Origin of the sequence: Saccharopolyspora antibiotica, assembly GCF_047200635.1 — a bacterium.
GTDB lineage: Bacteria > Actinomycetota > Actinomycetes > Mycobacteriales > Pseudonocardiaceae > Saccharopolyspora_C.
Genome location: NZ_JBJZOI010000012.1, coordinates 146707 through 164931, shown reverse-complemented (window position 1 = coordinate 164931; position 18225 = coordinate 146707). Strand labels below are relative to the sequence as shown.

The 18225-nt window shown below is 72.1% G+C and carries 17 protein-coding genes; 13 read left to right on the top strand and 4 right to left on the bottom strand.

The window, feature by feature from the left end; genetic code table 11:
* The first annotated feature begins 145 nt into the window (after positions 1-145).
* The 3 genes from eno to ACL03H_RS12395 are packed head-to-tail and all read left to right on the top strand — an operon-like array spanning position 146 to position 2524.
* Positions 146-1432 (top strand): phosphopyruvate hydratase, encoded by a 1287-nt coding sequence (gene eno / locus ACL03H_RS12405; RefSeq protein ID WP_412811323.1) that lies wholly within the window; start codon positions 146-148, stop codon positions 1430-1432.
* A gap of 56 nt (positions 1433-1488) precedes the next feature.
* The gene (locus ACL03H_RS12400; protein WP_412811322.1) at positions 1489-2034 is read left to right on the top strand and encodes an FtsB family cell division protein; all 546 of its coding nucleotides are present in this window, start codon (positions 1489-1491) and stop codon (positions 2032-2034) included.
* 4 nt (positions 2035-2038) lie between these two features.
* Entirely contained in the window at positions 2039-2524 is a 486-nt protein-coding gene (locus tag ACL03H_RS12395) for a DUF501 domain-containing protein (RefSeq protein WP_412811358.1), read from the top strand.
* A gap of 12 nt (positions 2525-2536) precedes the next feature.
* Here ACL03H_RS12395 and ACL03H_RS12390 read toward each other — a convergent pair whose 3' ends face one another.
* Positions 2537-4198, bottom strand: a complete 1662-nt coding sequence (locus tag ACL03H_RS12390; protein ID WP_412811357.1) for an acyl-CoA dehydrogenase family protein — start codon at positions 4196-4198, stop codon at positions 2537-2539.
* 253 nt (positions 4199-4451) lie between these two features.
* On the opposite strand from ACL03H_RS12390, the gene ACL03H_RS12385 reads away from it, so the two are divergent.
* From ACL03H_RS12385 to ACL03H_RS12355, 7 genes are all read left to right on the top strand, one after another.
* Entirely contained in the window at positions 4452-6242 is a 1791-nt protein-coding gene (locus ACL03H_RS12385) for a lytic transglycosylase domain-containing protein (protein WP_412811321.1), read from the top strand.
* Between the two features lie 219 nt (positions 6243-6461).
* Complete coding sequence (locus ACL03H_RS12380) at positions 6462-7415, top strand: Ppx/GppA phosphatase family protein (protein ID WP_412811320.1); 954 nt, start codon at positions 6462-6464, stop codon at positions 7413-7415.
* A gap of 207 nt (positions 7416-7622) precedes the next feature.
* Positions 7623-9260: a peptide ABC transporter substrate-binding protein gene (locus ACL03H_RS12375; protein WP_412811319.1), complete on the top strand. Its 1638-nt coding sequence runs from the start codon at positions 7623-7625 to the stop codon at positions 9258-9260.
* Between the two features lie 70 nt (positions 9261-9330).
* Entirely contained in the window at positions 9331-10257 is a 927-nt protein-coding gene (locus ACL03H_RS12370) for an ABC transporter permease (protein ID WP_412811318.1), read from the top strand.
* Entirely contained in the window at positions 10250-11200 is a 951-nt protein-coding gene (locus ACL03H_RS12365; protein ID WP_412811317.1) for an ABC transporter permease, read from the top strand. The genes ACL03H_RS12370 and ACL03H_RS12365 overlap by 8 nt, the downstream gene beginning before the upstream one ends.
* A gap of 10 nt (positions 11201-11210) precedes the next feature.
* Complete coding sequence (locus ACL03H_RS12360; RefSeq protein ID WP_412811316.1) at positions 11211-12218, top strand: ABC transporter ATP-binding protein; 1008 nt, start codon at positions 11211-11213, stop codon at positions 12216-12218.
* A complete protein-coding gene (locus ACL03H_RS12355; RefSeq protein ID WP_412811315.1) occupies positions 12211-13212 on the top strand; it encodes an ABC transporter ATP-binding protein in 1002 nt (333 codons plus the stop codon). Before ACL03H_RS12360 ends, ACL03H_RS12355 begins: the two co-directional genes overlap by 8 nt.
* An 84-nt stretch (positions 13213-13296) precedes the next feature.
* Here the strand turns inward: ACL03H_RS12355 and ACL03H_RS12350 are convergent, their stop codons facing one another.
* Positions 13297-14121, bottom strand: coding sequence for an SAM-dependent methyltransferase (locus ACL03H_RS12350; protein WP_412811314.1), 825 nt, complete (start codon positions 14119-14121; stop codon positions 13297-13299).
* Positions 14122-14215: 94 nt separating this feature from the next.
* Positions 14216-15676 (bottom strand): S10 family peptidase, encoded by a 1461-nt coding sequence (locus ACL03H_RS12345; RefSeq protein WP_412811313.1) that lies wholly within the window; start codon positions 15674-15676, stop codon positions 14216-14218.
* A gap of 115 nt (positions 15677-15791) precedes the next feature.
* Here ACL03H_RS12345 and ACL03H_RS12340 point away from each other — a divergent pair, with 115 nt between their 5' ends.
* On the top strand, positions 15792-16496 hold the full coding sequence (locus ACL03H_RS12340; protein ID WP_412811356.1) for a uracil-DNA glycosylase: 705 nt from the start codon (positions 15792-15794) through the stop codon (positions 16494-16496).
* A gap of 93 nt (positions 16497-16589) precedes the next feature.
* On the opposite strand, the gene ACL03H_RS12335 is transcribed toward ACL03H_RS12340, so the two are convergent.
* Positions 16590-16844: a hypothetical protein gene (locus ACL03H_RS12335; protein ID WP_412811312.1), complete on the bottom strand. Its 255-nt coding sequence runs from the start codon at positions 16842-16844 to the stop codon at positions 16590-16592.
* A 282-nt stretch (positions 16845-17126) separates the two neighbouring features.
* On the opposite strand from ACL03H_RS12335, the gene ACL03H_RS12330 reads away from it, so the two are divergent.
* Together ACL03H_RS12330 and ACL03H_RS12325 are read left to right on the top strand one after the other, a co-directional pair.
* The gene (locus ACL03H_RS12330) at positions 17127-17486 is read left to right on the top strand and encodes a hypothetical protein (RefSeq protein ID WP_412811311.1); all 360 of its coding nucleotides are present in this window, start codon (positions 17127-17129) and stop codon (positions 17484-17486) included.
* Complete coding sequence (locus tag ACL03H_RS12325) at positions 17468-17887, top strand: PIN domain-containing protein (RefSeq protein ID WP_412811310.1); 420 nt, start codon at positions 17468-17470, stop codon at positions 17885-17887. The genes ACL03H_RS12330 and ACL03H_RS12325 overlap by 19 nt, the downstream gene beginning before the upstream one ends.
* Positions 17888-18225 lie beyond the last annotated feature (338 nt).

Below are 18225 nucleotides of genomic sequence, written 5' to 3'. Positions count from 1 at the left end.
GCGGTGTGGCGTGGGCGAAGTCGGCCGCACCGGCGGCGCGCCCACCGATAGGGTCGGGGACGGTCGTGGGGCGATCGGCGCCCGCTCGCGCGCACGGGCGAGCCGGGCGAGCCGCCCATACCTCAAACCCTGGTAAGGAGCACACGTGGCGATCATCGAGCAGGTCGGTGCCCGCGAGATCCTGGACTCGCGCGGCAACCCCACCGTCGAGGTCGAAGTGGCACTGGAAGACGGCACGCTGGCCCGCGCCGCCGTTCCCTCGGGCGCTTCCACCGGTGAGCACGAGGCGGTCGAGCTGCGGGACGGCGACGCCGAGCGCTACGGCGGGAAGGGCGTGGAGAAGGCCGTGGAGGGCGTTCTCGACGAGATCGCCCCGGAGCTCGCCGGCCTCGACGCGACCGAGCAGCGCGTGGTGGACCAGAAGCTGGTCGACCTCGACGGCACCCCCGGCAAGTCCCGGCTCGGCGCCAACGCGATCCTCGGCGTCTCGCTCGCGGTGGCCAAGGCCGCCGCGGACTCCGCCGGCCTGGAGCTGTTCCGCTACGTCGGCGGCCCGAACGCGCACGTGCTTCCGGTGCCGATGATGAACATCCTCAACGGCGGTGCCCACGCCGACACCGGCGTGGACGTCCAGGAGTTCATGATCGCTCCGGTCGGCGCTGACTCGTTCTCCGACGCGCTGCGCTGGGGCGCGGAGACGTACCACGCGCTGAAGTCGGTGCTGAAGGCCAAGGGCCTGGCCACCGGCCTGGGTGACGAGGGCGGCTTCGCCCCCGATCTGGCCAACAACCGCGAGGCCCTCGACCTCATCGCGGTGGCCGTGGACAAGGCCGGGTTCAAGCTGGGCACCGACATCGTGCTCGCGCTGGACGTGGCCGCCACCGAGTTCTTCGCGGACGGCGCCTACACCTTCGAGAAGGCCAAGCGCAGCGCCGAGCAGATGACCGGCTACTACACCGAGCTGCTCGACAACTACCCGCTGGTGTCCATCGAGGACCCGCTGGGCGAGGACGACTGGGACGGCTGGGTGCAGCTCACCAGCGAGCTCGGCGAGCGCGTCCAGCTGGTCGGCGACGACCTGTTCGTCACCAACCCGGAGCGCCTGGAGGAGGGCATCAACCGCCGCGCGGCCAACGCCCTGCTGGTCAAGGTGAACCAGATCGGCACGCTCTCCGAGACGCTGGACGCGGTCAGCCTGGCCACCTCCTGCGGCTACAAGAGCATGATGAGCCACCGCTCCGGCGAGACCGAGGACACCACGATCGCCGACCTCGCGGTGGCCACCGGCTGCGGCCAGATCAAGACCGGCGCACCGGCGCGCAGCGAGCGGGTCGCGAAGTACAACCAGCTGCTGCGCATCGAGGAGGCCCTCGGAGACGCCGCCCGCTATGCGGGTGAGCTGGCGTTCCCGCGGCTCAACCCGGAGGCGTGACATCCTGGTCGCCAGCGGTCCACGCGGCCGGGTGACCACGACGACAGGTGCGGACGATGCCGAGCGGGCGATCTTCTGATCGACAGCAGCGCCGCCGCGGGGGCGCGACCTCCGCGGCGCGCGGGAGCGGCGCGCGGCGCCGTTCCGAGGCGCAAGCCCCCGCGAAGCGGTCCGGGACGCGGCCGGGAGCCCCATCGGGTTCCCGGCCGCGCCCGAAGACCCGGTCGGAGACCGCGGGCGCGTTCAAGCTCTCCTCGACCCGGCGGGCGGCGCTGCTGGCGCTGCTGCTGTGCGCGATGGCGCTGAGCGTGTCGGTGCCGCTGCGCACCTACCTCACCCAGCGCGACGAGCTCGCCGCGCAGGAGGAGCAGCGGACGGAGCTCACCCAGCAGGTGCGGGAGCTGGAGCTGCGCAAGGTGCAGCTCTCGGACCCGGAGCGGGTGGAGGCCGAGGCCCGCTCCCGGCTGGGGTACGTGCGCCCGGGTGAGACGCCGTACGTCGTCGAGCTGCCCGGACAGCCGATGGCGCCGCCGACGGCGCCGGCGCCCGAGGAGGGCGGCGCGTGGTATTCGGATCTGTGGAAGTCGTTGACAGGGAACTGACGTGATCAATACCTCGACGGTCGCCGAGAGCGACCGGGACAGCATCGCCCGCCAGCTGGGCAGGCCCCCGCGCGGCCTGCGCGCCGTCGCGGCCCGCGACGCGGCAGGCGAGCCCGCGGTCGTGCAGACCAACCCGCGGCTGGAGGACGGCACGCCGTTCCCGACCCTGTACTACCTGACGTCGCCGAAGCTGACGGCGCACTGCTCCACGCTGGAGGCCGAGGGCCTGATGCGGGAGATGCAGGACCGGCTCGCCGAGGAGCCCGAACTCGCCGAGCGCTACGCGCGGGCCCACGAGTCGTACCTGGCCGAGCGGGACGCGATCGAATCCCTCGGCACCCGCGTCAGCGCGGGCGGAATGCCGGACCGGGTGAAGTGCCTGCACGTCCACGTCGCGCACTCGCTCGCGAAGGGCCCCGGGGTGAACCCGTTCGGCGACGAGGCGCTGGAGATCATCGGGCAGCGCTGGCCTGCGGACCTGCCGTCCTGATCGACCGGCCGCTCAGGCCCGCGGCGCGATCCGTTCCAGCAGCGGTCCGCCGAGGGCCTCCGGCGCGGTGCCGAAGGAGCGTCCCGAGCCGGGCTCCAGCCGAGTCCCGATGAAGGCGTCCGCCACCTCGCCCGGTGCGTCCCGCAGCAGCAGCGAGGCCTGCGCGGTCAGCGCGATCAGCTCGGCCAGCAGCCTGGCCCGCACCGGGCTCGGGTCGGCGAGCTCCCCGCGCAGCCGCACCAGCGCGGCGTCGTAGCGGGGGTCGGCGCCCCGGGCGGTGTCGAGCTCGTCCAGCAGCGCCGGGGCGGAGTCCGGCTCCCGCCGCAGGCCGCGCAGCAGGTCCAGCGCGGTCACGTTGCCGGAGCCCTCCCAGATCGACATCAGCGGCGCTTCCCGGTAGAGCCGGGGCAGCCCGGACTCCTCGACGTAGCCGTTGCCGCCGAGGCACTCCAGGGCCTCGGCCACCGCGGTCGACGCCCGCTTGCACACGTGGAACTTCGCGGCGGGCAGCAGCAACCGCAGCAGTTCGCGCTCGCCCGCGTCCAGCGCGGCCGCCAGCCGCAGCGCCAGCGCCGTCGCCGCCTCCGACTCCAGCGCCAGGTCGGCCAGCACCGCCCGCATCAGCGGGGCGTCGGAGAGCGGCCCGCCGAACGCGCTGCGGTGGTGCACGTGGTGCGCGGCCTCCGACAGCGCGATCCGCACGTTCGCGGCCGATCCGAGCACGCAGTCCAGCCTGGTCATCGACACCATCTCGATGATGTGGCGCACCCCGCGGCCCTCCTCGCCGACGAGGTGCCCGAGCGCGCCGGTGTACTCCAGCTCAGCGGAGGCGTTGGACTTGTTGCCGAGCTTGTCCTTGAGCCGCTGCAGGTGGATCTCGTTCCGGCTGCCGTCCGGCAGCACCCGGGGCAGCAGGAAGCAGCTCAGCCCGCCGGGGGACCGCGCCAGGGTCAGGAACACGTCGTTCATCGGCGCCGAGGTGAACCACTTGTGCCCGGTGAGCCGGAAGCTGCCGTCGGCCAGCGGTTCGGCGGTGGTGCTGCCCGCGCGCACGTCCGATCCGCCCTGCTTCTCGGTCATCGACATGCCCGCCAGCAGCCCGGCCTTGCTCCCCGGGGGACGCGGCCCGAAGTCGTAGGTCCCCGAGGTCAGGCCCGGCAGGTACTGCTGGGCCAGCGCGGGGGAGCACCGCAGCGCGGGCACCGAGGCGAAGGTCATCGAGATCGGGCACCCGTGCCCGGCCTCGGCCTGCGACCAGAGGTAGAAGCCCGCGGCCCGGCGCACGTGCGCGTCCGGCCCCGCCTCCGGCCGCCACGGCGCGGCGTGCAGGCCGTGGCCGACCGCGCGGTCCATCAGCCAGTGCCAGGACGGGTGGAACTCGACCTCGTCGATCCGGTGGCCCCAGCGGTCGTGGGTGCGCAGCGCGGGCGGGTTGTCGTTCGCCGCGCGGGCGTGCTCCCGCGCGGTCGCGGAGCCCGCCTCCCGCGCGAGCGGCCGCAGCTCCTCGGCCGCCGCCGCGCCGGCGTAGCGGGTCACGGCCGCGCGCAGCGCGGGATCGCAGTCCAGCGGGTCGAACCCGTCCAGCGGCGGCGGTTGGTTGCGCACCCGGTGGGTGGACCAGCGCTCGGCGTCCGGGGCGCCGGCCGCGTCGGGCGGAGGCTCGTCGCTGAGCATCATGGGCGGAGGGTAGAGCACGGACCTACCGCTGAGTAACCCCGCGCGCGCACTCCTGCGGCTGAGATCCACTCCTTCGTGGGATCAGCGGGGCGATGCGGGAGGATCGATCACGTTCCATGATCGAAGCGGCTAATAACAGCACTCGATGGAGTGAGCGCGAGAGTCGCCGGTCCCGTCTTCGTGTCACGGTGGTGGCGGATCCAGCAAGGGCCGGAGGCGGCCCGAACGCGGATGATCACGTGGGGGCACCGTGGCAGCTCGCATCACCCGTCCCGCCGCACGTCGCCGCAACCGGCGGCGGTGGCGCGCCGCCACCGCGCTGACCCCCACGCTGCTCCTCGTCGCCGCCTCCAGCGCGCTGCTCTCGCTGCCGCCGCCGACCGTGCGCGACGGCCGCGCCGACTCCTCCCCGGACGGCGGGGTCCACGGCGCCAGCGGCCACCTCCCGCAGAGCGAGGGGCCCAGCCCCGAGCTGCTGGACTTCGCCGGGCGGCCGCAGCGCGCGCCCGAGCCGGTCGACGACTCGCCCCGAGGGCGGCTGGACATCCCGGAGCCGATGATGGCCGCCTACGTCGGTGCCGCCGACCGGCTCGCCACCAGCTACCCGGGCTGCGGGGTGCACTGGTCGGTGCTCGCCTCCATCGGCCGCATCGAGTCCGGGCACGCGCGCGGCGGGCGCGTCGACGTCAGCGGCACCACGGTTCCGGCCATCCTCGGGCCCCGGCTGGACGGGAGCCCCGGGGTCGCCGCGATCCCGGACACCGACGGCGGCAGCCTGGACGGTGATCCCGTGTGGGACCGGGCGGTCGGGGCCATGCAGTTCATCCCGCGGACCTGGAACGAGTACGCCATCGACGGCAACGACGACGGGGAGCTCAGCCCGCACAACGTGCACGACGCGGTGGCCACCGCGGGCGCCTACCTCTGCGAAGGCGGTGGGGACCTGCGAGAACCGCGCGCGCTCGCGGAGGCCGTGTTCCGCTACAACCACTCCGACGACTACGTGCGGTCGGTGCTGCGCTGGGCGCGGGCCTACGCGGACGGGGCCTTCCCGCTTCCGCTGGAGCCGCTGCCCGAGTCGCGCGACCACGACGTGCTGGCCGGGAGCAGGCTGCCCGCGGCGCTGCCGACCGAGCAGATCACCGATCCGGGCGCGCCGCCCGCGGCGGCGCTGCCGGACGGCGGCCGGTCACCGGGTGAGGACGTGCCGCAGGACAGCGGAGTCCCGGGGGAGCATCCCCCGGCTGGGAAACCGGAGGGCGGGCCGCCCGAACCGGGCGGGGCCGCGCCCAGCGGTGCCGAGCGCCCGCCCGGTACCGAGGAAACCGGTACCGCGGAAACCGGTACCGAGGAACCCGGTACCGAGGAACCCGGTACCGAGGACCCGAGCGCGACGACACCGCCGACTTCCGCGCCCGTACCTCCGGAGTCCTCCGCGCCGCCCGGGGCCGGCGAGCTGAAACCCCCCGGCCAGCCCGAGACCTCCGGGCAGCCCCAGCCTTCCGGCCAACCCGAGCCTTCCGGGCAGCCCGAGTCCTCCGGGCGGCCCGGCACCTCGACGCCCGGCACCTCGACGCCCAGCACATCGGCACCGGGATCCTCGACGCCCGGCACATCGGCACCGGGATCCTCGACGCCCGGCACATCGGCACCGGGATCCTCGACGCCCGGCCCCTCCAGCGGGGGCCTCCCGCCGATCGACCTCTCGCCGCTGCCCGAGCCCTCCGCCGGGACCAGCGCCCCGGGCGCCGCCACCGGTGGCGGCGCCTCCGCCCAGCCGGGAACCTCCGCCGGGTCGGGCGACTCCGCGACGAGTTCCTCCGAAGCCGTCGCCGAGCCCGCGCCGCCGTGCGAGAGCACCGTCCTCGACGAGGGCCGCTTCGTCCCACGCGAGCAGGCAGCGGCAGCCGGTGCCCGGCCCGGACCCGGTAGCGGTGACCCGCACGCGGTGCTGCCCGGCGACGTGGTGCTCGTGGGGGCCGCGACGCATGGCCCGCTGACCCCCTGCGAGGTTCCGGCGGAGTACCGCCCCGCCTCGTGAGCACCGACCCGTTGATCATTCGATCGGGTGAGAGCGCTGCTCCGGCGGGCCGACGGCGCCCGAGGTCGCGGGCGCCGGTCCGCCGCTCTCGGTGTCCTGGGCCGACACGCCGCCGGTGAGTCCGCTCCCGCCGGTCCCGCTCAACGGCTAGCGTGGTCGTCGATCAAGGACGGGGGCGCCGGCGCGGCCCCGGAGCACCGAGCACTGCGAGGAGGGGCCATGTCCCGGGTGGCCGCGATCGACTGCGGAACGAACTCGATCCGGCTGCTGGTGGCCGACGTGACCACGAGCAGCGATGGTGTCCGCGACCTGCGCGACGTGCACCGCGAGATGCGGGTGGTCCGGCTCGGCCAGGGCGTTGACGCCACCGGGCGGCTCGCGCCGGAGGCGCTGGAGCGCACTCGCGCGGCGCTCGTGGACTACGCGGCGATCGCCCGGCGCAAGGGGGTCGAGCGGGTCCGGATGGTCGCGACCTCGGCCACCCGCGACGCCGCCAACCGGGAGGACTTCTTCGCGATGGTGCGGGAAGTGCTCGGCGTGGACGCCGAGGTGATCACCGGGGACGAGGAGGCGCGGTTGTCCTTCATCGGCGCCGTCGGCGACTTCGACCCCGCGGACGGGCCGTTCGTGGTCAGCGACGTCGGCGGCGGCTCCACCGAGCTCGTGGTCGGCCGCTGGGACGGCGCCACCGCCGAGATCGATGCCGCCTTCTCCGCCGACATCGGCTGCGTCCGGCTCACCGAGCGCTGCCTGCGCGCCGATCCGCCGTCGGCGGAGGAGGCCGCCGAGGCCGAGCGGGTCGCCCGCGGCATCCTGGACGAGGCGTTCGCCGCGGTCGACGCCTCCGGAGCTCGCACCTGGGTGGCCGTGGCCGGTACCGCCACCACGCTGTCGGCCGTGGCGCAGGACTTGCCGGATTACGACCCGGCTGCAATTCACCTTTCCCGTTTATCCCAGAAAGTGCTGCGAGAAACGACTTCGAGCCTGTTGACGATGAGTCATGAACAACGCGCCGCGATCGGCTCGATGCACCCGGGAAGGGTTGACGTGATCAGCGGCGGAGCGCTCGTCGTCAAGGTCATCGCCGACGAGCTGCACGAACGCGCCGGGATCAACGTGATGTGCGTCTCGGAGCACGACATCCTCGACGGTATCGCGCTTTCTATCAGCTAGTTCTCAGAGTGTGGCCAGTCGCCTCCGGGCTGTGGGCGTCCCGTTTCTGGATCGAGCCAGAAAGTGACGGATTTGTGACGAGGCACTGCGGGTGGGGGTTTCTCATTTATGTTTACGCTCATCTATCGCGGCGGTGAACATCGTCGCCGTGCGTGGCGGCCCCGGGAAATCCTCACAGGGGCCCGCGTGGGAAGTGGGAGGACGCACATGCGAAAGGGACGTCTGGCGGCGTTGGTCGCGGTTCCGCTGGCGGTGGCCATGCTGGCCTCCGGTTGCGGAGGGGGCGGCAGCGCGGCATCGGGCGACACGGTCACCGTCGAGTGGGGGGAGCCGGAGAACCCGTTGATCCCCGGCAACACCACCGAGGTCAACGGTGGCAACGTGCTCGACTCGATCTTCTCCGGGCTGGTGAAGTACTCGCCGGACGACGCCTCGGTGAGCAACGAGATGGCGCAGGAGATCACGCCGTCTCCGGACAACAAGAGCTTCACCATCAAGATCAAGCCCGGCTGGACCTTCCACGACGGCAGCCCCGTCACCGCCGACAGCTTCGTCAAGGCCTGGAACTTCACCGCCTACGGGCCGAACGGGCAGCAGGGCGCGAGCTTCTTCGAGCAGATCAAGGGCTACGACGAGGTCAACCCCGCCGACCCGGACGGCGCCAGCGGCCCGCAGGAGGCGCCGAAGCCGACGGCCCAGGAGATGTCCGGGCTGAAGGTCCTCGACCCCACCACCTTCCAGGTGGAGCTCAAGGCGCCGCTGACGATCTTCCCCACCATGCTGGGCTACTCGGCCTTCTACCCGCTGCCCGAGGTGTTCTTCACCGATCAGGCGAGCTACGAGGAGAAGCCGATCGGCAACGGTCCGTTCAAGTTCGAGTCCCGGACCCCGAACCAGAGCCTGACCGTCAGCCGCTTCGACCAGTTCCAGGGCGAGGACAAGGCCCAGGTCCAGAACGTCGAGTTCAAGGTCTACGACGAGCTCGACACCGCCTACGAGGACCTGGTCTCGGGCAACCTCGACTTCGTCCGCCAGGTGCCGGTCTCGGCGCTGGCCGGGGACAAGTGGCGCGCGGACCTCGGGGACGGCGCCCAGGAGAAGCCGGGCCTGCTGACCCAGAACCTCGCGTTCCCGCTCTACGACGAGCGCTTCCAGAACCCGGACCTGCGCAAGGCGATCTCGATGGCGATCGACCGCCCGACGATCACCGAGCAGATCTTCGCGGGCAGCCGCCAGCCGGCCGACGGCTGGACCTCCCCGTCGGTCGAGGGCTACGTGCCCAACCAGTGCGGTGAGTACTGCACCTACAACCCGGAGCGCGCCAAGCAGCTGCTCGACAAGGCGGGCGGCTTCCAGGGCACGCTGACGATCATCACCAACGGCGACGGCGGCCACAACGAGTGGTCCGAGGCCGTGGCGGCCAGCATCCGGCAGACGCTGGGCATCGACGTGCAGTTCGCGCCGACCCCGACCTTCAGCGAGTTCCGGCGGCAGGCCAACGCCCGCGAGTTCACCGGCATGTTCCGCACCGGTTGGGTCGCGGACTACCCGAACATCGAGACGTTCCTGACCCAGCTCTACCGCACGGGCGCGTCCTCGAACGACTACGAGTACGCCAACCCGGCGTTCGACGCCGCGCTCGACAAGGCGAACGCCGCGCCGACCGTGGAGGAAGCCAACAAGCTCTACGCCGAGGCGGAGAAGCTGCTGGCCAACGACATGCCGGTGATCCCGCTGTGGACCCAGCCGGTCCAGGCCGGTTTCTCCGCGGAGCGCCTCGCCGAGGCGAAGGCGACGCCGTTCCGCAAGCTCGACCTGACGTCGGTGACGCTCAAGCAGCAGTAAGCAGCGCGGGCCCGGTCCGCCCCGGAGAACGGGGCGGGCCGGGCCGTGCTCGTTGTCCACAGGAGGACCGGTGGGTCGATACGTACTGCGACGGTTGTTGCAGTTGATCCCAGTTTTCATCGGCACCACGTTCATCATCTACGCGATGGTGTGGGCCGTTCCGGGCGATCCGTTCGCAGGCAAGTGCGGTGAGCGGGCCTGCCCGGACTCGTACGTCCGAGAGATGACCGCGCAGTACAACCTCGACGACCCGCTGGTCGTGCAGTACTTCAAGTACCTCGGGCAGCTGTTCAGCGGGAACTTCGGCGAGACCTACGCCGGGGTCCAGATCTCCGAGCTGATCTCCAACGCCTACCCGACCACGGTGCGGCTCGCCCTGGTCGCGCTCGTCATCGAGGCCGTCATCGGCGTCCTGGCCGGCATCGTCACCGGCCTCCGGGGCAAGGGCTTCGTGGACAGCTTGGTGCTGGTGTCCACCCTGTTCCTGATCTCGCTGCCGGTCTTCGTCACCGGCTTCGTGCTCAAGGTCTGGCTGGGCACCGAGCTGGGGTTGATCAAGACCTCGGTCGGTTCGGATCCGACGATCGGCGAGCTGCTGGTCCCCGGGTTCGTGCTCGGCAGCCTCTCGATGGCCTACGTCGCCCGGCTGACCCGGACGAGCATGATGGAGAACAAGCGCGCCGATTACGTGCGCACGGCGCACGCGAAGGGGCTCACCCCCCGCCGCGTCGTCGGCGTGCACCTGCTGCGGAACTCGCTGATCCCGGTCATCACCTTCCTGGGCACCGACCTGGGCGCCCTGATGGGCGGTGCCATCGTCACCGAGGGCGTGTTCAACATCCGGGGCATCGGCGGCCTGGTCTACAAGGCCATCCTGACCAAGGAGGGCATGACGGTCACCGGCATCGTCACCCTCCTCGTGCTGGTCTACCTGCTGATGAACCTCCTGGTGGACATCCTGTACGCGGTGCTGGACCCGAGGATTCGATATGCCTGACTCGACTGCCACTGCTCCCACCACCACGAGCGGCGAACCCGCCACCCCCGCCGCGAAGCAGGCCAAGCCGGAGAAGCCGCGCGGCCTGTGGGGCGACGCCTGGCGGGACCTGCGGCGCAGGCCGCTGTTCCTGGTCTCCGCCGGGATCATCTTCCTGCTCCTGCTGGTGGTCGCCGTGCCTCAGCTGTTCACCTCGGTGGACCCGAACATCTCGATGCTCGCCAAGTCGCGGCAGGGCCCCTCCGCCGAAGCCTGGTTCGGCTACGACGTGCAGGGCCGGGACATCTACGCCCGGGCGATCTACGGCGCCCGCGCCTCGGTCGCCGTCGGTCTGCTGGCGACCCTGGGCACGGTGCTGATCGGCTCGGTCGTCGGGATCATCGGCGGCTACTACGGCGGCTGGCTGGACAACCTGCTGTCCCGGTTCTCCGAGATCTTCCTCGGCCTGCCGTTCGTGCTCGGCGCCATCGTCATCCTGACCACCTTCAACCAGCCCGGCGAGATTCCCAGCGGAACCAGGGTCGTGCTCCAGGTGGTCATCTCGATCTCGCTGCTGTCCTGGCCGATCGCGATGCGCATCATGCGCTCCGCGGCGATCTCGGCGAAGCAGCAGGACTACGTGAAGGCCGCCCGCGCCCTGGGCGCGAAGCCCTCGCGGATCATCCTGCGGCACATGCTGCCGAACTGCCTGGCTCCGGTCCTGGTCTACGCCACAATCGCGCTGGGCGGGTTCATCGGCGCCGAGGCAACCCTGTCCTACCTGGGCCTCGGGCTGAAGTACCCGGTGGTGTCCTGGGGCGTCATGATCGCGGACTCCCGCGAGTTCATCGAATCCTCGCCGCACCTGTTGCTGTTCCCCGCCGGGTTCCTGGTGGTGACCGTGCTGGCGTTCGTGATGCTCGGCGACGCCGTCCGCGACGCGCTCGACCCGAAGCAGAAGTAGGAGGCCCGCTGTGCCCGACAAGGACGACAAGGCAGGTGGACGGCTGCTCGACGTCGAGGACCTGCACGTCGAGTTCCGCACCCGCGACGGGGTCGCCAAGGTGCTCAACGGCGTGAGCTACCACGTCAACGCCGGTGAGACGCTGGCGGTGCTGGGCGAATCCGGCTCCGGCAAGAGCGTCACCGCGCAAACCGTGATGGGCATCCTGGACACGCCGCCCGGCTTCGTCACCGGCGGCGCGATCCGCTACGCCGGCGAGGACCTGCTCACCGCCACCGACGGCCGGCGGCGCGAGCTGCGCGGCGACTCGATGGCGATGATCTTCCAGGACGCCCTCTCGGCGCTGAACCCCGTCTACACGGTGGGGTTCCAGATCGCCGAGCAGCTGCGGCTGCGCCGCGGCATGTCCCGCAAGGACGCCACCGCCCGCGCGGTGGAGCTGCTGGACCAGGTCAAGATCCCGAACGCGAAGCAGCGCGTGAAGGAGTACCCGCACCAGTTCTCCGGCGGGATGCGGCAGCGCGCGATGATCGCGATGTCGCTGGCGCTGGACCCGGAGCTGCTCATCGCGGACGAGCCGACCACCGCGCTCGACGTGACCGTGCAGGCCCAGATCATGGACCTGCTCGACGAGCTGCGCCGCGAACGGGGAATGGGCCTGATCCTGATCACCCACGACCTCGGCGTCGTCGCGGAGGTCGCGGACCGGATCGTGGTGATGTACGCCGGCCGCATCGTGGAGTCCGCCGACGCCTACGGCCTCTACCAGCAGCCCGGCCACCCCTACACCGAGGGCTTGATGCGCTCCATCCCGCGCCTGGACCTCAAGGGGCAGGACCTGGAGACCATCAAGGGCCTGCCGCCGAACCTGATGAACATCCCCAGCGGCTGCCCGTTCCACCCGCGCTGCCCGCGCGCTCAGGACCGGTGCCGCGAGCAGGTCCCCGCGCAGCACCACCTGGGGCTCGGCCGGACCAGCGCCTGCCACTTCGCCGAGGAGCTGATGACCAGTGAGTGAGCCGATCCTCGAGGTGCGGGACCTGGTCAAGCACTTCCCGATCAACCGGGGCATCGTCTTCCAGCGCACGGTCGGGCACGTCCGCGCCGTCGACGGCGTCTCCTTCGACCTGCACAAGGGCGAGACGCTGGGCATCGTCGGCGAGTCCGGCTGCGGCAAGTCCACCCTCGCGCAGGTGCTGATGCGGCTGGAGATGCCGACCAGCGGCACCGCCACGTTCGAGGGCCGCGACATGTTCAAGATGGGCGGCGCCGAGCTCCGCAAGCTGCGCCGGAACATGCAGATCGTGCTGCAGGACCCCTACACCTCGCTGAACCCGCGCCGCACCGTCGGGGACATCGTCGGCGAGCCCTTCGAGATCCACCCCGACGTGGCGCCGAAGGGCGACCGCCGGCGGAAGGTGCAGGAACTGCTGGAGGTCGTCGGGCTCAACCCCGAGCACATCCAGCGCTACCCGCACCAGTTCTCCGGCGGGCAGCGGCAGCGCATCGGCATCGCCCGCGCGCTGGCGCTGCGGCCCAAGGTGATCGTGTGCGACGAGCCGGTGTCCGCGCTGGACGTCTCCATCCAGGCGCAGGTGATGAACCTGCTCGGCGAGCTCCAGCAGGAGTTCGGGCTCTCCTACGTGTTCATCGCCCACGACCTCGGCGTGGTGCGCCACCTGTCCGATCGGGTGGGCGTGATGTACCTGGGCAAGATGGTGGAGATCGGCACCGACGAGCAGATCTACGAGCGTCCGCAGCACCCCTACACCCAGGCGCTGCTGTCCTCGGTCCCCGTGCCGGACCCGACGCTGCGCGGCAAGCGCGAGGTCATCCGGCTCAGCGGGGACGTGCCGAGCCCGGCGAACCCGCCCTCGGGCTGCCGGTTCCGGACCCGGTGCTGGAAGGCGCAGGACATCTGCGCGGAGAAGGCCCCCGAGCTGGAGGTCAGGCTCGGCGGGCACCCGTCGGCCTGCCACTTCGCGGAGGAGCACCCGCACGTCGTGGCCTGATCGCGAGCGGAGCGCCGGGCGCGGGGGAGCTGCTTCCCCGCGCCCGGCGCTCTTCCGGCCCGCTGCGGCGGCAGCGCGGACCGGTCAGCGCTCCAGGCGCCCCACGCCCCCGTAGGCGTTGGCCTCGGCCGCTTCCGCGTGGCTGATCGGCCGATCCGGGCGCCACAGCGGCGAGAGCACCAGACCCGGTTCCACCAGCCGGTAGCCGGTGAACAACCGCGCCACGGACTCGGGGTGGCGCCACAGCACGGGAGTCGGGGTCCGGGCCATCACCTCGTGGGCCACCCGCACCTGCTCGTCGGTCGCCGAGACCTGCGAGATGTGCGAGATCGCCAACCAGCTGCCGGGTGCGCTCGCCTCCCGGTAGCGGGACACCAGGTCGAGCACCTCGTCGTCGTCCGGCACGAACGGCAGGATCGCGATGGCCAGCACCGCCACCGGCCTGCTGAGGTCGAGCATCCCCGCGACTCCGGGAGACCTGAGCACGCCCTCCGGATCGCGCACGTCGGCCTGGGTGATGCTCACGTTCGGCAGGCCGGCGAGCATCCGCTGCGCGTGCGCCACGGCCACCGGCTCGTGGTCCACGTAGCTCACCTTCGCGTCCGGGTTCACGCGGTGGGCGATCTCGTGCACGTTGCCGACGGTGGGGATCCCGGAACCGAGGTCGAGGAACTGGTCGACGCCCTCGTCGAGCAGGAACCGCACGGCCCGGCCCAGGAACGCGCGATTCGCCCGCGCGTAGACCGCGGACTGCGGCAGCACCGCGAGGGCATCGTCGGCCGCCTCGCGGTCCACCGCGAAGTGCGCGGCCCCGCCCAAGTAGTAGTCGTACATCCGGGCCGAGTTGGGACGGGTCGTGTCCGGGATCGACGGCATCGGTGACGGCAGGTCGTGCTCGTTCGCGCCCATGCCGGTGATGTTGCAGCAGCGCTCGGGCGCTTGACCATGCCTGATCGGTCACGCGCGCCGGGCCCGCGGCGAACTGCGGAACCCGGCGGTACGGCTACTGCTCCGAGCGGACGAACTCGGCCAGGTGCTCGGACTGCTGGACCCGGGACGGCTCGTGCACGTACATCATGTGCCCGGCCGCGTAGTAGCGGACCTCGATGTTGCGCCGCAGCGCCTCGGGGATCGGCAGCCGCGCCAGCACGTGCTCGGCGGCGAAGTACGGCGTCGCCCCGTCGGAGTAGCCCGCGGCGACGTGCACCCGCAGGTGCGGGTTGGTGCGCATCGCGGTGCCGAGCTTGTCGACCACCGACACCGAGGCCCCTTCGAACTCCTTGTACGACCACGGCCGCACCCGGTCGCTCAGCAGCGCGTACGGCAGGTCGTTGGCGTAGCCCAGCTCCTCGCGCAGGTAGTGGTTGATCCCCGCCGAGTAGGCGCCGAGGATCCCGGAGACGCTCGGATCGTCGGTGAACCGCTCGCCGGCCGCGTCGGGCTCCCAGCCCACGAACCGCCCGTCCATCCGGCCCACCGTGCGCCGGTCCGCGCGCAGCAGCTCGGTGAAGAACCGCAGGTGCTCGATGCGCAGGTTCGCCCGGTCCACGTAGTCCTCGGACAACCCGGTCAGCGCGGCCGTGCGGCGGACGATGTCGGCGCGCTCCTCGGCGGACAACCGAGCCCCGCGCGCCAGCGCCAGCGCGTAGTCACCCGCGGCGAAGGACTCCGCCTCCGCCAGCACGTCCCGCAGCGGTCGGTCGCCGTGCTTGCCGTGGTGGTGCGCGATCGCGGCATAGGTCGGCAGGTACAGCCAGTGCGGCAGGTCGTTGCCGTCCGTGAACCGGATGGTGCCCATGTCCAGCACGGACGAGATCAGCATCAGCCCGTTCAGGTACAGGCCGTGCTTCTCCTGCAGGTGTTCGGCGAGCGCCGCGGCGCGCAGCGTCCCGTAGGACTCACCGGCCAGGTACTTCGGCGACAGCCAGCGCCCGTTCCGCGAGGTCCATAACCGGATCACCTCGCCGACCGACTCCACGTCCCGCTGGTAGCCGTGGAAGTCCGCGGGCTCCCCGCCGTCCACCGCGCGGGAGTACCCGGTCGACACCGGGTCGATGAACACCAGGTCGCTGTGCGCGAGCAGCGTCTCCGCGTTGTCGGTCAGCCCGTACGGCGGAGCGGCGAGCGAACCGGCGTCCCCCGACACCACCCGGCGCGGGCCGAGCACCCCGAGGTGCAGCCAGACGCTCGACGAGCCGGGACCCCCGTTGAACGCGAAGGTCACCGGACGCGGTTCGTCGCCGTCGGCGACGTAGGAGGTGAGGTGGACTTCCGCCTTCGCCTTGAGCCCGTCGAACTTCCCGTCGGTGACGACCTCCTCCCGCAGCACGATGCGACCGGTGGTGGCGGTGTAGGACAGCTCGCCCCCGGTGGTGGTGATCGTGTGGTGCGTGCTGACCAGGTCGTCGACCGGCTCGGCCGGCTTCGCGGTGCCCTGCTCGTTCTCATCGGTGGTGGCAGCCATGCTCGAACTCTACGGGCCGGAACCCGCACCCCGAGCCCGATTCTGCGAGGCTGAGCGGGTGGGCTCCCAGCTGATCGACGATCCCGTCACCGACCCGGCGCGCGCGGCCCGCGCGGTGCGGGACCTCGCGGAGCTCGACGACCGGGTGACGCACTGCGCGGCGTGTCCGCGGTTGGTCGAGTGGCGGGAGCGGGTGGCGGTGGAGAAGCGCGCCGCGTTCCGCGACGAGACCTACTGGGGCAGGCCGGTGCCCGGATTCGGGCCGCCGGACGCGGCCATCGCCATCGTCGGTCTGGCGCCCGCCGCGCACGGCGCGAACCGCACCGGGCGGATGTTCACCGGAGATCGCTCCGGGGACGTGCTCTACCAGGCCCTGCACGACGTCGGCCTCGCCTCGCAGCCCCGCTCGCTCCGGATCGGTGACGGCTTGTCCTTGCGCGGCACCAGGATCACCGCGCCGGTGCGCTGCGCGCCGCCCGCGAACAAGCCGACCCCGGGCGAGCGCGACACCTGCCGCCCCTGGCTGGCCCGCGAGCTCCTGCTGCTGCGCAGCACGGTGCGGGTGGTGCTGGTGCTGGGAGGTTTCGGTTGGCAGGCGGTGCTGCCGGTGCTCGGGGCCGCTGCCTGGCGGGTCCCGTCGCCCCGCCCGAAGTTCGGCCACGCCGCCCGCGCGACGCTGCCCGCCACCGACGGCGGGCCGGATCTGCACCTGCTCGGCTGCTACCACGTCAGCCAGCAGAACACCTTCACCGGCAGGCTCACCCCGGCGATGCTCCGCGAGGTCCTGGAGGAGGCCAAGCACCTGGCCGCCCTCGCCTGATCTCCGCGGCGGGGGCCGCGGAGGGGGCCGGGGGCGTCGGCGGCGGGTCCGACCGGTGCCCGCCTCGTCGACGCTGTCCGCCACCGGGAGCGGTCAGCGGGTGCGGTGCCGCTCGACGGCGCGGAGGGCCTCCTGCGGGCTGGGGTAGGCCTCGGTCCCCGCCTGCGGGCGGTCGACCAGCACCTCGCCGCGCTCGGTCCGGCACACGAGGCCGTAGCCGGAGCGGGGATCGGTCACCGCCGCCCGCCACCAGCCGCGGTGCACGTCGCTGGGGAGCACCTCGCCCACCAGGCCACGGGTGCTGAGATCGACGACGAAGGAGACGTCCGTGCCGTCGTTCCTCGGCACCAGCGCCAGCTTCCCCACGGTCGTGCCGCCTCTCGCCGCCGGAGCACCGCAGTGCGCGCCGATCAGTGTGGCGGCGCTCCGCGTCCCGGGACAGGTCCGAACCGGTGCCACCCGGGACCGTCGTCCGGGTGATGCGGTTGCGCCCGGGCGCGTCGGCCGTCCCCGCTCGATGGGGTGATCAGCGCCGACGACCCTTGGTCGAGGTTGCCACCGCCGGTAGCATAATCGAAGGGTCCTGGACGGGCGCGGCTGGTCGAGGCTCCAGGCGAGGAGGTGGTTGCGGTGGAAGGGCGGAGATTGCCGGAATCGGCCGCGCGGTTGGCCGAGCTGATCGGTGCGTACCGGGAGTTCGTCGAGCCGCCACCGGGGCGGCGGGACGTGGTGGTGCCGCCCGATGCCGGAGGTGGCCGCTCGCTCGGGCGGGCGCGGAAGGTCAGCGTCTCCCTGCCGGAGGACCTGACCAAGGCGGTGCAGGAGCGCGTCGGGCGGGGCGCGTTCAGCCAGTACGTCAGCGACGCCGTGGCGCGGCAGCTGGAGCTCGACCTGCTCACCGAGCTGGTCGACCGGATGGAGCGCGAGCACGGCGCGCCGTCGGAATCGCTGCTGGCGGAGGCGGGGCGCGCGTGGCCGGATCGCGAGTAGCGGTCGGCGGCACGCTGCTGCTGGACGGCGCGGCGGTGGCCCGGCTCGCCGCTGGGGACCCGCTGGTGCGGGCGCACCTCGAGGTCGCTCGGGCGCGACGGGCTCGGGTGGTCGTCAGCGCCGTCACGCTCGCCGAGGTGCTCGGCGTGGCCGAGCCCGGCGAGGCCGGTGTGCAGGAGGTGCTGGGCCGGGTGGTGGTGCACCCGGTGACGGTCGACATCGCCCGTGCGGCGGGATCCCGGGTCGGCGGTCCAGAGAACTCCACAGTGGACGCAATAGTCGGAGCCACCGCGAGCGAGCTCGCGCGCCCCGTCCTGCTCCTCACCGGGACCCCCGAAGCGCACCGGGCCGATCACCCGGCGGGGGAGGAGCGGGACGGGATCGCGGTGGTCCCGATCTGACCGCGCCCCGCCGCCGAGCCGGCTGCGCCGCCGCTCGGCTCGATTCAGCCGCCTCGTTGCGCTGCTCGGCGGAACCGGGCGCGAGGGCGGGGGAAGGCGGCGCCAGATCGGCGCTGACGGGTGGATTCCGCCGCAGATGATGCGGCGAGCTGGCTTCGACGCCGCAAAACTCGGTAAGGTGATCGGCGATCGATCCCCCCGTCCGCGCTCCGCCGCGGACACCGAGTGCGGTCGCCCGAGCGCAGCGCGTTGATCGTGAGCAGGACCACGCGCGACTGGCGTCACATTAGGGGGGGTCTGCGGAGTGTGTCCCACTCCAGTGGTGCGACCATGTCTGC

Coding starts and splice junctions, on each gene's coding strand:
- ACL03H_RS12390 (WP_412811357.1), bottom strand. CDS start 4,198: ATGCTCAGCGACGAGCCTCCGCCCGACGCGGCCGGCGCCCCGGACGCC.
- ACL03H_RS12400 (WP_412811322.1), top strand. CDS start 1,489: ATGCCGAGCGGGCGATCTTCTGATCGACAGCAGCGCCGCCGCGGGGGC.
- ACL03H_RS12350 (WP_412811314.1), bottom strand. CDS start 14,121: ATGGGCGCGAACGAGCACGACCTGCCGTCACCGATGCCGTCGATCCCG.
- ACL03H_RS12375 (WP_412811319.1), top strand. CDS start 7,623: ATGCGAAAGGGACGTCTGGCGGCGTTGGTCGCGGTTCCGCTGGCGGTG.
- ACL03H_RS12345 (WP_412811313.1), bottom strand. CDS start 15,676: ATGGCTGCCACCACCGATGAGAACGAGCAGGGCACCGCGAAGCCGGCC.
- ACL03H_RS12380 (WP_412811320.1), top strand. CDS start 6,462: ATGTCCCGGGTGGCCGCGATCGACTGCGGAACGAACTCGATCCGGCTG.
- ACL03H_RS12365 (WP_412811317.1), top strand. CDS start 10,250: ATGCCTGACTCGACTGCCACTGCTCCCACCACCACGAGCGGCGAACCC.